Source organism: Faecalibacillus intestinalis, from assembly GCF_003024685.1.
GTDB classification, from domain to species: domain Bacteria; phylum Bacillota_I; class Bacilli_A; order Erysipelotrichales; family Coprobacillaceae; genus Faecalibacillus; species Faecalibacillus intestinalis.
In genome coordinates, this window is sequence record NZ_PYLQ01000021.1 from 32203 (window position 1) to 46672 (window position 14470).

Below are 14470 nucleotides of genomic sequence, written 5' to 3' on the forward strand. Positions count from 1 at the left end.
GGTCTAAAATGAAAAATATTAATAGACAAACACATATTTTTATTTTCGAATTAGTAATTGCCATTGCTTTTTTTGCTTTAGCATCAAGTATATGTGTTCAATTTTTCGTTAAAGCCCATTCTTTATCTAAAGAAACAAATGATATCAATATTTCTATGAATTTAGCAACAGGCTATGTAGAAGAATTTTTAAATGATCCTACAATTTATCAAGTTAATCAAGAATATATTCATTATTATGATGAAAACTGGAAAAATTGTCATAAAAAGAATTCAACTTATTTTATTAAAATTTATTGTAGTGATAAAGACTCAATAGAAACAATTCATGTAAGAGTCTATCATTACCACAAAAAGATTTATTCTATTACAAGTGATCAATATATAAAGGAGGATAACCATGAATCATAAAAAATCTTTTCCAATTATTAATATGGGAACTTCTTTATTACTTGTTGTTTTTATTGTTATTTGTTTAATTGTTTTTGCAACACTTTCTCTGTCTAGTTCTCTAAGAGATCAAAAATATACAGATAAAGCTGTTTTAAAAACTGAAAATTATTATTTAGCTTATTCTCATGCACAAAAACAATTAAAAGAAATTGATCAAGCAATCATTAGCCATAAAGATTTATCTTCTCTTAAAAATATAGAAATTTCTTTAAAAGATAATAATACTTACATTTCATTTAAAGAAAACATTGATCAATATCAAGATTTAGATGTTGAAATTCAATTAACTCAAAATCAAGACAGATATAAAATTATTAAATGGCAAGCAGTAACTTCCAAAGAATGGAAAAATGAAAGTACACTTCCTCTTTTAGGAAGTGAATAGGAGAGTATTATGAATATTGTAAATTTATTAAAAAAAGCTGTCGAAGCACATGCTTCAGATATATTTATTGTCGCTGGTTTGCCTATCTCTTATCGTGCAAATGGTTCTATTCATCATGAAAATGAAGAAAAACTTATGCCACCTCAAACAAAAAAATATCTAGAAGAAATATATGAACTTGCTGGCAATAGAGATATTAATATTCTAGAAGAAAAAGGTGATGATGATTTTTCCTTTGCATTACCAGGAATTTCACGTTTTCGTGTAAGTTCCTATAAGCAAAGAGGTGCCTTATCTGCTGTTGTAAGAATCATCACTTTCGATTTACCACAACCTGAACTTATAGGTATTCCTCAACAAATTATTGATTTTTCTAAATTGTCTAAAGGTCTTGTGTTAATTACTGGACCTGCAGGAAGTGGTAAATCAACAACACTTGCTTGTATTATTAATGAAATTAACAAAACACAAGAAAAACATATTATTACACTAGAAGATCCTATTGAATTTTTACATAGACATCAAAAAAGCATTGTAAGTCAAAGAGAAGTAAAAGTTGATACTAAAAGCTATGTAGTCGCATTACGTGCTTCACTACGACAAAGTCCTGACGTTATTTTACTAGGAGAAATGCGAGATTATGAAACAATAGATGTAACTATGACAGCAGCAGAAACCGGTCATCTTGTTTTTTCTACCTTACATACAATTGGTGCAGCTAACACAATAGATCGTATTATTGATGTTTTTCCAGCAAGCCAACAAAGACAAATTGCTGTACAACTCTCAATGGTATTACAGGCCATTGTTACTCAACAACTCGTTCCTGATATTAATGGAGAACTGATTCCTGTCTTTGAAATTATGACAGTCACACCTGCAATTCGTAATATGATTAGAGATCATAAAATACCTCAAATTGATGGTATCCTTTATGCATCTAATAAACCTGATATGATTTCAACTGATATGAGTTTACTCAATCTCTATAAAGAAGGAAAAATCACAAAAGAAACTGCATTGAACTACGCTACAAATGAAGAAATGTTAAAAAAGAAATTGTAAAATTAGAGCCTATTTTCTAAGATGAAAATGGGCTTTTATTAACAAATAATTTTTAAAACATCTTCTTCACTATTGATGTTAAAGATATTTAATGTAAGAACATTTAATTTTTCTAGCGATATATTTGTGAGTTATTTTTCTAAAGGTCTTGATAAAGTTCCTAATTTTACTTTAAGTTGTTCTTTGTTAAACCGCAAACTCTATACATAATAAAATAAAATACAACCGCAAATTAAAATAATAAACAGGTGGAAAGTGTGTGCCCTGCAACGGCAAAACATTCCTCGTCTCTTAATAACTGTTTACAGGTTGTATCACTTGCATTTCTTATTTGCCTCATTTTTTTACCTCCTTACATGAGTGTTTTATAGTTAGCCATCATCGCTTTTTATCTCTTTTTTTAATATTGATGTAAGGAGCTTTCTTAATTTAATTGTATCATAGGTTTAAAGATAATTCGTCTCAAATTTGTCTCAAACTTTATTCACAAATATTTCTTTTTTATTATTTTATCTTTCTATTTTCCTCCTTTCAATGGACAAATAGTCCAAAAAAAGAAGTCCCTTAGGACTTCTTAAGACTATTTTTTAAATTCTACTTTGTGTAACAAACTTCCTAAAATTTCTAATAATAGAATAAATGCTATTAAACAAAATAAAGCAATTTTACCACTAGCTGTTGTCAAAGATTGTGCAATACCACCAATGATAGGAATTGATAAAACGACTTTACCCATATAATTATTATAATTTACAGAGTTCATATCTTTTGTTTGATTTGCATCTCCTTTTGTAATAAATTCACCAGAAAGTTTTTTATTCGTAACAACTCTATGTGTCACTATAGAAGAGGCATCTTTAGCACCATAAAATGCAATAACATCTTTTTTTTGAATTGTTTCAGGTTCTTGATACTTTACATAAACAAGACTACCTACAGGAATTGCAGGTTCCATACTACCACTAATGACAGTATAAATATTATATCCAAATGCTTTAGGAACAGTTAATGGTATACACCCTAATATTAAAACAATTAATAAAATAGTACCCAGCAAGCTACATACTGTAGCTACTGGGTTCTTTTTCTTTTGTGACATTAAACTCTTTTCTTTCTAATTGTCATAAATGCTACAATAATTCCTACAATTGCTGCAAGCGAGATTGCTATACCTGCATAAATTGGTGTTGAACTATTTTTTTCATTATTAACTGAAATATTAGATTTTGGTGTATCTTCATCATCTAAATCAACTAAACCTTGTGGAACATCTTCATCTTCAGCTGTTGTCGTATCCCCATCATTATTTTGTGTTCCGCCTGTTGCATTTCCTGTTCCATTATTACCTTGATTTGCATTTGTTGAAGGTGTTGTTGAAATAACTGTTGTAACAATATTTGTATTTTCTATTATTTCACCCGTTTCACCTGGTTTATAAGTAAATGTGAAGACATTTTCTTTCTCATTTTCAACAAGTGTTTTTGTAAGAGCATAGGCTTGAGGTATATAACTATCAATATATTTATAAGCTACAACCGGTTTATCTCCTACATTTCCATATAAAACGGTATCTTCAGATAATTGCTTACCATTTTCATCTACATAACGTATCGTATAAGCAACCTGATTACCTTTTACTCCATAAACAACAACATAATCTAAATCACCATTAACTACAAAAGTTGCAGGATCCAAATTATCAACACTATCATGCCCACTCAAACGAATACCTTTAACATAATATTTACTATCTTGAGGTAATTCTATTTGTGATAGATCTAAAGAAACCATTTGTCCTTTAGAAACATTTATACTCATTTCATTTTGACTATTAATTGTTCCTCGATTACCAGTATATAAAGTAACTTTATATCCATATGCACAGACTTGTGTATAAGCAAGAGAAAGGAAAACTGTCAAAGACATCATCATGATAAATAATTTTTTTAAACGCTTCATCATTTATTCTCCTTTCTTTTCATATTTTGATTTTTTCTTAAAGAAAATTGCAAGGATAATGAGTAACAAACCACTTACTAAACCTAACGCACAATACCATAAAATATTTGTACTATCTCCCGTTTTAACAGTAGAATAAACATTTTTATGTTCTATTTTATTAACAGTTACTGCTGGATTAGAGACGTTTTCTACAGCGAAATTCATTTCCAATTGTGCCATTGTCGCTTGATAACTATTCCCTTGTGTTTCTCCATCAACACTTAGTGTAAGTGTGACATACCCAACATCATTTTTAGCCAATCTTCCTAAATAGAAATAATCATCAAGACCTTTAATTTCTTTTAACCCTTGTGATCTATCTCCTCCAACAGTAGAACTGTCATAAATTAAAGTTTCATTATTTTGACTATCTACATAAGCTAGACGATATTCATAAGCACCATTAGTTGCCTTTGATCCATCTTCCAATGTTTTAATAATTTCATTTGTCATATACCAATCAGTATATTGACTATTTTTATTTTCGATTTTAACTTTTAAAGTCGTTGAATCTCCAGGCTGAATATTACTTAATTCATCATTCATTTGATCTTTACCAAAATTAGTTGTCATTTGGCTACCATCAAATGAAACCTTCCAATGATCTTTTCCTACTAATTCTTTAGCTTGAACTGTTGAAAAAGTACCAACCATCATCATAAGTGCCATAGCAAGGCACAAAATTCTTTTTTTCATCATCTGTACCCTCCTATCCTAAACTCAATTTAGTTTCATCGTCATTAACATTCACATCAATTCCCCAAGCACTCTTAATAGCATCTTTCGCATTATGAGTTTGTACTGCATCAACTTCTGCATCTAATGTAAATGTATATCCATTATAAGTATACTGATATTTAATTGTTTTTTTATCCTCTACTTTCGTATACATTGTTGACAATTGATTACTAATACGAATAGTTTTCATAAAATCCGGTGTTGTTTTCTTACTTTCAACTACCTTTGTATAATATAAAACAACACGTTCATCTGTTGATTGAGCCTCATTAATGACCCATCCATCTTGATTAAATCCTAATTCAATCAATGCTGGTGATAAATCAACATTTTTCCCTTCTTTATCTTGCCAACTCTTTGTTAAAACAACTCTTACAAAAGTATCAATATTACCACTGTTTTCTACAGCTAACTTTTCATCATAAGTTTTTCCTAAAGCAAACTTTTCATCATCTTTTAATAAATTTTGAAGAAGTTTACCTTCACCATTAGTTGTTGCATCTCCTTGATCATCATACGTCTTTGAACTAACAACCTTTCCATTTTCCTTTAAAGAAACTCCAATTGTAGACATATCCATAGAAGCCGAATATTGATCACTATAATATGTGAGTGCTGCACGTGCACTTCCTACACCACTTCCAAGTAATAAAACAGCAGCTATACCAAGAAGGATTGTAGGTTTCATAAAAATTGATTTCACTTTTTTCATTACCATAACCTCCTACTCTGTTTCATAAACTTGTTGCCAATTAGCAATTAAGTTTCCTTGATCATCATAAACAACCGGTGTAAATTCTTGAATAACAACGATATTATAATCTTTATCCTTATTATCATCATTTACTTCAGGTAGTGTATATTTAATATTTAATTCACTTGTTTTATCTTTAGAAGAAAGCACTTTATTATAATAAATATACCCATCACCACTTTCTTGCCAATCTTCACCTAAATTATATCTAATTTTAAGGTTATCCGCTGCAAAAACTTTAACTCTCACAAAACAATCATAATCACCAACATTAGTAATCACAACATGTTTTCCATCTTTATCAACATCTTCCTTAATCTTCGTATCTGTAAAACCTAAATCCATTTTATATCCACCAGTTGCATTCGTATGAGTCGTAAAATATCCCAAAGCCTTACCAATACCTAAAGTAGAAATCATCACAAGAGCAACAATAGATAATACTAATTTTTTGTTAAATTTTCTCATATCTCTATCCTCCTACTCTTGAACTGTCTTATTTTCTTTACTTTGTTTAACTGTATAATCTTGATCTTCTTTTGAATATTTATAATTATTAACAATTCCATAACCACCATGAATTTCACTAGAAGCCTTATTTTCAAAAGTTGCACTAGCAATTCCTTGACTATCTTCATCTGCCACTAATGATTCCAAAACTTTTTTAGAATCACCAACAATTTCATAACCAGCTCCTGTATAAACTTCCGTAACAGTTACTTTTGAACCTGCTGGAATATCAGCAATTCTAATTGTTTTCTCTTTTACTTCATCAAAATTTAAAGTAATAAATCTTGTTTCTTTTTGATTTTCAATTGTTTCAATATCAACTTGATAAACAAATGTTGCATTTGTTGTTAAAGTTGTATTTTGACTTGTTAATTTTTTAGTAATTTGAATAGAACTCATTCTTAATTCTCGATCAGCTTTAATACCAATAGCTTTCGAACCAACTAAATCATAATACCATGTATCATCCTTTTTAGTTGTATAATAATAATTATTTGGAAGAGAAACTAAATAAGGTGTAAACTTATAAGAATAATATTGACTATTCATATCATTAACAACAACTAAATAAAGTCCTGTTTGTAAATTTGTTAGCTTAACATATCCGCCTTTTAAAGTTGCTGTATAAGCTGGAGTAGCATCTTTAATAACTTTAGAAGCTTCACTTGCTCTTTGTTTCCAAGTCTTCGCTGATTGAGTTGCATCATATTTAACAGTTGACCAATCAATGTCTTTAAATACATCTAAACCTGTATAATTGCCACCTTGGCTAATAGAAGCAACCTTATAAAGATCCACCTGAACATCATTTTTCGATAAATCCTTAGCATAACTATGAGAGCTAATTGAAATTTCTAAACTACATTTTTTATTAACATCTACAGGTAATGCTGCTTCAACATTTGGTAAAACAACAACCGTAAACATCATTATCAACCCTATAAAGATAGCCGATAACTTACAAAATTTCTTTTTCATCCTCATATCCTCCTTATTTCTTTTTATTAAAAACATATCTCATTATAATAATAACAAGTATCGTAATTGATAAACCTAAAACTAAAATCAACATATAATAGTTTTTAATAGACTCTAACATTCTATCTCCAACAGATTGTTTAACATCTTCTTCACCATTATATTCAACACGATGTCCTCTTACAATTAAACGATGACTATTCACTCCATAAGGTGTACAAGTAAATAATGAAACATAATCTTGACCCTCAGTAATAGACAAAGCATTTTGTAAAGTTTGATGATCATCTTTATCAACCATTGGTAAAATTTGATCTACTTCATAAGCTAAAACCTTATCTAAAATATGCAAATAAAATTTATCACCTGTTTGTAGTTGATCAATATCAGTAAACAATTCTGCACTAGGAAGACCTCTATGCGCTGCTAAAACACAATGTGTACTTTCACCTCCAATAGGAAGTTTAGACCCATTAATATGACCAACACCCGTTTGTAAAACATCATCACTTGTCCCATGATAAATAGCTAATTTAATATTGATTTCAGGAATAGAAATATATCCCATGATTCCATCATTATTCATATTTAAAACTCGATTATATTCACTATTTTCACTATCCTTGGACTTTTCACCAAACACATCAGCAAAAACATTATTCCCACTTATTGTTTCATTAAATGCTTGTGCATTTTGCCATTCTTGACTAAAGTCTTCATCAGACATATCATCAACTATTTTTTCATAATTACTAATCAATTTATTTTGTCGATAAGTATTCCATTGATTAGAAACAGTAGGATAAATCATAATACCCAACCCAACTAAGAATAACAATCCAACCAAAATACTCGGTAATCTCTTTTTCATATAACTACTCCTTAGATCTCATCTTTTTATCCTTTTTATATAAAATAAAGATAAAACCACCAGTAACAGCTAAACCAACAATAACCCATAACAAATAATTCGTATGAAGACTTGTAAAACCATTTTTCTTTTCCTTATTTACAACAGATTTGTTATAAGAAACACGATGACCTGTTACAATCAAACGTTGAGTATTCACACCATAAGGTGTACATGTAAGCAACGAAACTAAATCTTTTCCCTCTTGCACAGCCAAAGCTGATGTATCATCAGGTTCAGTTTCAACAATACTATCAACTTCATAACATAACGTTTTATTCAAAACATGGACCAAAAAGTGGTCTCCCTTTTTAACTTGATCCAAATCAGTAAATAATGTTGCACTTGGCAACCCCCTATGTGCAGAGATAACTGCATGCGTATCTTTACCCCCTATAGGTAAAGAACTTCCTTCCAAATGTCCAGCAGCCTTACTTAATACTTCTTCACTCGTTGTATGATAAATAGGTAACTTCACATCTATTTTAGGAATTTCAACAATACCCATTATTCCATCACCAGCAAGATTTAAAGCTGAAGTATATGACTTATCTTCTGACTTTTGATTTTCTGCTTTAATAAATGAATCCGGCAAAATATGTGGTGCTAAAGCATCATTATATGCCTTTGCTTTTTTCATTTCTGCATCATAATCTATTGAATCACTCTTTTGACTTACTATCTTTTCATAGTTACTGATTAAACAATCATGTCTATAACTATTCCACTTATTGGCAACAAATGGATATACCAATAAGGACAAACCAGCAACGAATATCAAGATTATAACTATATTGCTTAACTTCTTTTTCATCTGGACTCTCCTTATTCTTATATCATTTTAAGAATCAGAGGCTAAAAGCCTCTGATAATTATTTTATTTTTCATGTTTCTTTTTATTCATAAAGAATAATGCAGCAGCTACAACCATAATTGCACATCCACCTACTGTAAAGATTGTAGTACCAATACCACCAGTTTCAGGTAGTGCACCTACTTCTGTATCTCTCATATCTGTATCAGCAGTAAATTCTGCAGTTGCTTTATCACCACTAATTGTTAAAGTCGCGCTTGAATTAGTTTCATTAATAGAATATCCATCAGGAGCAGTAACTTCTTTAAATTGATATTCACCTTTATCTAAACCTTTAACTACTAATTGACCATTTGCACCAGTTACAACTTCAGTTACGACACCAGTTTGATCTTTAGCTAATACATAAGTGTTATTACCTTTATCAACAAATTTAAGAACATTTCCATCTTTATCTAATACATTGAATCCTGCACCAGCTAATAATTTTTTATCACTTTCTTTTTCATAATCATTTGTTTTTGTTAAAGTAATTGCACCTTCATATAAATCTACAGAATCACTTGAATAATTTTCTGAACCTGTACGACTTACATTAGCCGTATTTCTTACTTTATCATTTTCAGAAGTTACCAATACATTATAAGTAATTGTAACATCTTTTCCAGCATTACTGTTTGTATCATCAATTAAAGATGATAAATCTAATTCAAATGAATTAGTTGCATCATCAAATGTAGGAGCAATATTTATTTCATTATCCCCTAATTTAACAACAACTGTATTTTTTTTGTATTCTGCACCTGTTAATGCATCAGTTACTTTAAATAACTTATTTTTTTTAGTTGGATCAATTGAAGGAACTTTTACATTAATTGTATAAGTCACTGTTTGACCATTGTGTACAGCACCATCTGCATCATTAACTGTTTTAGTTAATTTAGTTTCCGATCTTTTTACATTTAATTCAGCATTTTTTAATGTTGCTGGATTATTAGCATATTCAAAATTAATTGGAGCAGCCATAACATTATAAGTATATTTATTTGAGTTATCTACAACTTTAACAACATATAACCCTGCACCATCTACTTCTGTTTTTCTTTCACCGTTATTTGTAAATCCAGTAAATCCACTTAAGTTACCTAATCTAGCTAACGCTTTAGAATGAGCAGCACTATTAGCTAATGAAGCTAAAATAGCTTGATCAACAGCTTGATCATCAGTTTTTTCATCAGTTTTATTATACTCATCTCTAAAAATTTGAGCGACTGTTTCATCAACAAAAGCCCATCCTGTTTTTGTAGTTTTATCTTGTTTAACAACTTTTAAATAAGATAATGTTACATTTTCATCTGCAGCAATGTTTTTTACTGTAATTGTTGGATTAGCAGCAGCTACTGGTACCATCATTGCTAGTGCCATCAATAATGAAACCATCATTGCTGAAACTTTTTTAAATAATTTCATATTCAATCTCCCTTTCTTTTTTATTTATATATAAGAGCTATGAATAAATAGTCTCCTATTTATTCATATACTCATTATACCTTTTTCTATATATAGCAACTGCTGCTACCATCATAAGCAACATACCACCTGCCATATACCAATAAATTCCTGTTCCACCTGTTTCAGGTAAAGTATATTTCACATGTATTCTATAAATACCATATTCAGATTTATTCTTTTTACAATTTTCAAAATCAGTAACACATTCTTTGTCATTACCATTTTTACCATCGTTAATAGCATATCCTATATTAGATTCACTATTACCAACCTTATTTCCATTGGTATTTGTGTTACTTTCATCAGTAGCACTACCACCATCATATCCTACTTTTAAGAAGAAATCCGTTCTACCATCTGGTTTAACTTTAGAAATCTTATCTTTCGTAGTTTCTGATGTACATTGATCATCAGTATACCATTGTATAGTTAAATCGCCTTTTGTAATTTTTTCAAATTCTTTCGTTGATTCAATGTACTTATATACAACATTACCTTTACTATTAACAACATTTTCTATATCAAAGACTTTACTATTTCCAATATTAGTATCATCAACTGGAACTGTCTCACCACTATTGATCCAAATATCATCATTACTGGTTGCAATATCAACTTTTACATTCACTTTAGGTTGAGGTAAAACAGCTTCACCAAAACCTGTCGTTATTTTTGAATCTGGACTTACGTTAGTTGGAACGTTATTACCACCTATATATTTGTCACGTGCTTTAACAGTTATTGTTGTGTTCCATTCACCAGTATTAACATTTGGAATCGTTTGGTCAGTCCATCTAATTGCTTGGGTATTATTAACTTCATCATAATACGCCATACCAACTTTGCCATTAGTTCCTGTAATTTCTATTTCACCTTGCTTAAGTTCATCATCTGTTATAACATTTCCATCATTACCTACTAGTTGGAAACGTGGATCAATTACATCAACAATATTAGCATTTTTAATATCAATATTTTGTGATATTGTTTGTTGAATTTTAGCAAAGATTACCTTTAATTCATCAACATTTGCTGCTGTAAAAGCACAATTTGTTGATGCAATATTTTCAGATAACCAATTAGATGTTTCATCATTCAACTTTAATCCAACTGTATATACCGTTATACCCGATTCTCTTAATTGTCTTGCTATTTCTTTGGAATCATTTTTATCCGTGTCTTCAGAAGGTGCCCCATCTGTAAATAAAATAACATATTGAGGAACATCTGTACGTTTAGAATTAGCTAAATTAGTTTGTGCTATACTTAAGCCTTTTTGAGGAGACGTACCACCAGCTGCATAGATACTTGCAATTGTTTGTTTTAAGCTATTTTTATTATCTCTTGCATTTACTAGATTGCTTAAATTATTTCCATAAGCATTGAATGTTGCAACACCAATTCTACTATTTTCTGAGGATTCTGCTGTTGCTGAAATAAATGCTGAAGATGCTTCTTTTAATCCAGTTAATCCACTATCCAATGTATAAATTGTTGTGTTGTTATCCCTTTTATTTCCATAATAACCTGAAATCTTATCTGGTACATTTACCCAACTACTTCCGTTATAATATTTCCATGTATCATTTATATAAATCATTGGATATTTAGCGTTTTTATAAGTATATGAATTACCATTAGTATGCTTATATGAAACATTTGTTAATGTATTATCATAATAATACACCTTATTAACATCTAAACTATTTTTTACATCACAGTATTTTCCAACAGCTCTAAATCCTCCCTTATCTGTAGGATTGTTACTATTCCCATTGTAAAGCATACTACCTGAAATATCTAAAACCATCATAATATCAGCTACTGCTTCTTTTTGAACTACGCTTGAACTTGTAGATAAAGATTTAGCAGTAATGTTAATATCATATGTTCTTTCATCCCAATCTTTTACTTTTGCAGTCTTGTCATATTGTAAAGAGTTTTCAATAATTTCTTGAACCTTTTTATTTTCAATTTTATATTTACCATTTGTTTGTGCTACTTCTTGTTCTTGATCATCTTTAACCAAGTAGAGCTTTGCTACTGCATTATTATTGCTATCAACTGTAACTCTTACTTTCCATGTATCATCAGAAACTAAATAACCATCTGGAGCACTTACTTCTGTTAAGGTATAGGTACCTTCTTTTAAACCACTAAAAGTAATATTTCCATCACTAGTTGATTTAACTCTACTTGCTTCTTTTGTTGAATCATTTTCTAACTTAAATACTGCATCACTTAATCCATTTCCGTTTTCATCAACCTTTTGAAGATTCAAATCAGCTTTTGGCTTTTCTATAACATCAACAACTTTTGCATTTGGAAGAGTAAATTCCATTTGACAATTAGATTCTGCAGCGCCACGTTCCATATAAAGAATTGTTAATTTATGCGTTTGATTTTTTTGCTCTTCTGTTAAACTTCCAGGAGTTAAGCCTAATTTACTCCACAAATCAACACTATCTGTAGCTGCATCATGAATTCCACCTAAATCAATAATGACATTGGTATTATCTAAAACCACCCACATATCATCATCACCGGTAAATTTATAAGTCAAATCACCGACATAATCACCTATTGTGAATTCAACATCATATCTCATTCCAAAAAAGTAATTTGGTGTTCCTTCTGTAGAATAATCATTAAGTGGGAAGAAATTTGAACCACTTGTTGTCACTTCTTTATTATTTTGTGCTGTATCAATAACTGAAGTTAATTTATAAGTATCACCTGTTTTATGAAATTTCAAATTCATACTATCTATATAACGTCTAAGATAAGTTTCTTTTCCATTGATTGTTACTGTTTCATTACTCTTAACAAAGAATCCTGGTTCAGTATAATTAAATTTTACATTTCCATCACTATCTATACCATTCAACAATCCTTTAATTACTTTGCTGCTTCCTGTATAAGCATTAACATCATAGTCATCTTTCATCAATTCATAAGAATATGTTTCATAATTGTTTCCTGTACCTAAATCACTTCTACTTTGATATTCAATATTTTGCCATCCATTCCAATAAACACCTTTCCATGAATTTCTAGATGTACCAGATGTCAATCTTTGATTAGTATTATCTCCTAACATATTAAAAGAATAATATTTTCCATTTGATTCACCAGCTCTTACTGTGTAATCATAGAAAGAAGTATCTCCTAATACATCTGTTTCTTTGGCAGTGTAATTCACTACAACCGTTGCACTTCCAGTTCCTGTCAATTCAATATAATTTTTATTTGATACGGCATTTCCATCAACAGTTACACTACTTACATCCCAATTTATTGCTTTAGCGTAATCGTTGATTTTTGATCCATAAGATAGAGTTTTCACATCATCTGAATAGATTTTTTTGCTTCCATTATAATGTTGAATTGTAACTGTAATATCTTTTTTTTCGCTACTTTTATTTTCTATTACATAACTAGAAGCGGTTGATTGGGTTGTTGCACTTCCGTTTGTACCACTTCTTTCATTAGCAGAGGCAATAATCGCACTACTAATAACTACCGCTATTGCTAGAACAAATAAACCAATTCTTCTCATACGTTTCAGCATAATTTTTACCTCCCATTTTAATATATATATTCACCATTTTATTAAATATTCCTATAAGACGGTAAAAAGCCGCCTATTCTTTTTGGTATATTAAATTATCCGGTGCTTAGAGGTTCACTCTAAATTATTAGGCGGAGTACCCTCTAAATTCTCGCGGGGATGTGAATCATCCCCTTTTTTGATACAATTTTACTGTCTGRTCCTGATTAAATTATTATTATGAACAACGAATTATTAAAACTATTTGATATCAAGGATGATGTTGTTGAAACATTTACTGTAGATCATAAAGAATCTAATTATGAAATCGATATTAGATTCAAGCCATCTAGATTTTCATGTCCTACATGTGGCAGCACTCATTTCATTAGTAAAGGCAATAAGAAAAGATCTCTTGTATCTGTACCTGTTAATGATAAACCTGTAAAGATGATTACTTATGTTAAAAGGTATAAATGCATTGACTGTAATGCTTCTTTTTCTGATRTAAATCCTATTGCTTATGGTGATTGGTCTTTTACTAGAACAGCTATCTTTTCTATTCTAAACAGGTTAAAACCTTATAATGCTACTTATGCTTCCATTGCTAGAATGTTTGGTGTTTCTTCTACCAGAATCATGGAAATATTTGATACTTTTGTCAGAATTAAAAGACATAGCCTTCCTAGAGTTCTATTGATTGATGAATTTTATTTCTCTAGAAACTCCAAATATAAATATCCTGCTATCCTTATGAACTTTGAAAACAATTTGATTATTGATATCGTTGAATCCAGAACT

General features: G+C 29.9%; 13 protein-coding genes and 1 pseudogene. 4 read left to right on the top strand and 10 right to left on the bottom strand.

Annotated features, from left to right (window positions below):
• The first annotated feature begins 8 nt into the window (after positions 1-8).
• The 3 genes from C7U54_RS11935 to C7U54_RS11945 are packed head-to-tail and all read left to right on the top strand — an operon-like array spanning position 9 to position 1902.
• Positions 9-410, top strand: coding sequence for a hypothetical protein (locus C7U54_RS11935; RefSeq protein WP_107030445.1), 402 nt, complete (start codon positions 9-11; stop codon positions 408-410).
• Positions 400-837 (top strand): hypothetical protein, encoded by a 438-nt coding sequence (locus C7U54_RS11940; protein WP_107030446.1) that lies wholly within the window; start codon positions 400-402, stop codon positions 835-837. Before C7U54_RS11935 ends, C7U54_RS11940 begins: the two co-directional genes overlap by 11 nt.
• Before the next feature lie 9 nt (positions 838-846).
• Complete coding sequence (locus C7U54_RS11945) at positions 847-1902, top strand: type IV pilus twitching motility protein PilT (protein WP_107030447.1); 1056 nt, start codon at positions 847-849, stop codon at positions 1900-1902.
• Between the two features lie 580 nt (positions 1903-2482).
• Here the strand turns inward: C7U54_RS11945 and C7U54_RS11950 are convergent.
• The 10 genes from C7U54_RS11950 to C7U54_RS11995 form a co-directional block, all read right to left on the bottom strand.
• Complete coding sequence (locus tag C7U54_RS11950) at positions 2483-3001, bottom strand: signal peptidase I (protein ID WP_107030448.1); 519 nt, start codon at positions 2999-3001, stop codon at positions 2483-2485.
• Positions 3001-3864, bottom strand: a complete 864-nt coding sequence (locus C7U54_RS11955; RefSeq protein WP_206603621.1) for a MucBP domain-containing protein — start codon at positions 3862-3864, stop codon at positions 3001-3003. The genes C7U54_RS11950 and C7U54_RS11955 overlap by 1 nt, the downstream gene beginning before the upstream one ends.
• On the bottom strand, positions 3865-4599 hold the full coding sequence (locus tag C7U54_RS11960; RefSeq protein ID WP_107030457.1) for a hypothetical protein: 735 nt from the start codon (positions 4597-4599) through the stop codon (positions 3865-3867).
• A gap of 13 nt (positions 4600-4612) precedes the next feature.
• On the bottom strand, positions 4613-5353 hold the full coding sequence (locus C7U54_RS11965) for a hypothetical protein (RefSeq protein ID WP_107030449.1): 741 nt from the start codon (positions 5351-5353) through the stop codon (positions 4613-4615).
• 12 nt (positions 5354-5365) lie between these two features.
• Positions 5366-5863 carry a hypothetical protein gene (locus C7U54_RS11970; protein ID WP_107030450.1) on the bottom strand — a complete coding sequence of 166 codons (498 nt, stop codon included), beginning with the start codon at positions 5861-5863 and terminating at the stop codon, positions 5366-5368.
• Positions 5864-5875: 12 nt separating this feature from the next.
• Positions 5876-6883, bottom strand: coding sequence for a DUF5979 domain-containing protein (locus C7U54_RS11975; protein WP_107030451.1), 1008 nt, complete (start codon positions 6881-6883; stop codon positions 5876-5878).
• Between the two features lie 13 nt (positions 6884-6896).
• A complete protein-coding gene (locus C7U54_RS11980; protein ID WP_107030452.1) occupies positions 6897-7754 on the bottom strand; it encodes a class C sortase in 858 nt (285 codons plus the stop codon).
• Positions 7755-7758: 4 nt separating this feature from the next.
• Positions 7759-8607, bottom strand: coding sequence for a class C sortase (locus C7U54_RS11985; protein ID WP_107030453.1), 849 nt, complete (start codon positions 8605-8607; stop codon positions 7759-7761).
• 63 nt (positions 8608-8670) lie between these two features.
• Entirely contained in the window at positions 8671-10077 is a 1407-nt protein-coding gene (locus tag C7U54_RS11990; protein WP_107030454.1) for a SpaA isopeptide-forming pilin-related protein, read from the bottom strand.
• Positions 10078-10132: 55 nt separating this feature from the next.
• Positions 10133-13690 carry a SpaA isopeptide-forming pilin-related protein gene (locus C7U54_RS11995; protein WP_107030455.1) on the bottom strand — a complete coding sequence of 1186 codons (3558 nt, stop codon included), beginning with the start codon at positions 13688-13690 and terminating at the stop codon, positions 10133-10135.
• Positions 13691-13909: 219 nt separating this feature from the next.
• Between C7U54_RS11995 and C7U54_RS12000 the strand changes: the two are divergent.
• Positions 13910-14470: pseudogene (locus C7U54_RS12000) on the top strand (transposase family protein); the annotation flags it as partial.

What these genes read in the sequence shown, in the direction of transcription:
- C7U54_RS11935 (WP_107030445.1), top strand. Translation starts at nt 9, where the DNA reads ATGAAAAATATTAATAGACAAACACATATTTTTATTTTCGAATTAGTA.
- C7U54_RS11940 (WP_107030446.1), top strand. Translation starts at nt 400, where the DNA reads ATGAATCATAAAAAATCTTTTCCAATTATTAATATGGGAACTTCTTTA.
- C7U54_RS11945 (WP_107030447.1), top strand. Translation starts at nt 847, where the DNA reads ATGAATATTGTAAATTTATTAAAAAAAGCTGTCGAAGCACATGCTTCA.
- C7U54_RS11950 (WP_107030448.1), bottom strand. Translation starts at nt 3,001, where the DNA reads ATGTCACAAAAGAAAAAGAACCCAGTAGCTACAGTATGTAGCTTGCTG.
- C7U54_RS11955 (WP_206603621.1), bottom strand. Translation starts at nt 3,864, where the DNA reads ATGATGAAGCGTTTAAAAAAATTATTTATCATGATGATGTCTTTGACA.
- C7U54_RS11960 (WP_107030457.1), bottom strand. Translation starts at nt 4,599, where the DNA reads ATGAAAAAAAGAATTTTGTGCCTTGCTATGGCACTTATGATGATGGTT.
- C7U54_RS11965 (WP_107030449.1), bottom strand. Translation starts at nt 5,353, where the DNA reads ATGAAAAAAGTGAAATCAATTTTTATGAAACCTACAATCCTTCTTGGT.
- C7U54_RS11970 (WP_107030450.1), bottom strand. Translation starts at nt 5,863, where the DNA reads ATGAGAAAATTTAACAAAAAATTAGTATTATCTATTGTTGCTCTTGTG.
- C7U54_RS11975 (WP_107030451.1), bottom strand. Translation starts at nt 6,883, where the DNA reads ATGAAAAAGAAATTTTGTAAGTTATCGGCTATCTTTATAGGGTTGATA.
- C7U54_RS11980 (WP_107030452.1), bottom strand. Translation starts at nt 7,754, where the DNA reads ATGAAAAAGAGATTACCGAGTATTTTGGTTGGATTGTTATTCTTAGTT.
- C7U54_RS11985 (WP_107030453.1), bottom strand. Translation starts at nt 8,607, where the DNA reads ATGAAAAAGAAGTTAAGCAATATAGTTATAATCTTGATATTCGTTGCT.
- C7U54_RS11990 (WP_107030454.1), bottom strand. Translation starts at nt 10,077, where the DNA reads ATGAAATTATTTAAAAAAGTTTCAGCAATGATGGTTTCATTATTGATG.
- C7U54_RS11995 (WP_107030455.1), bottom strand. Translation starts at nt 13,690, where the DNA reads ATGCTGAAACGTATGAGAAGAATTGGTTTATTTGTTCTAGCAATAGCG.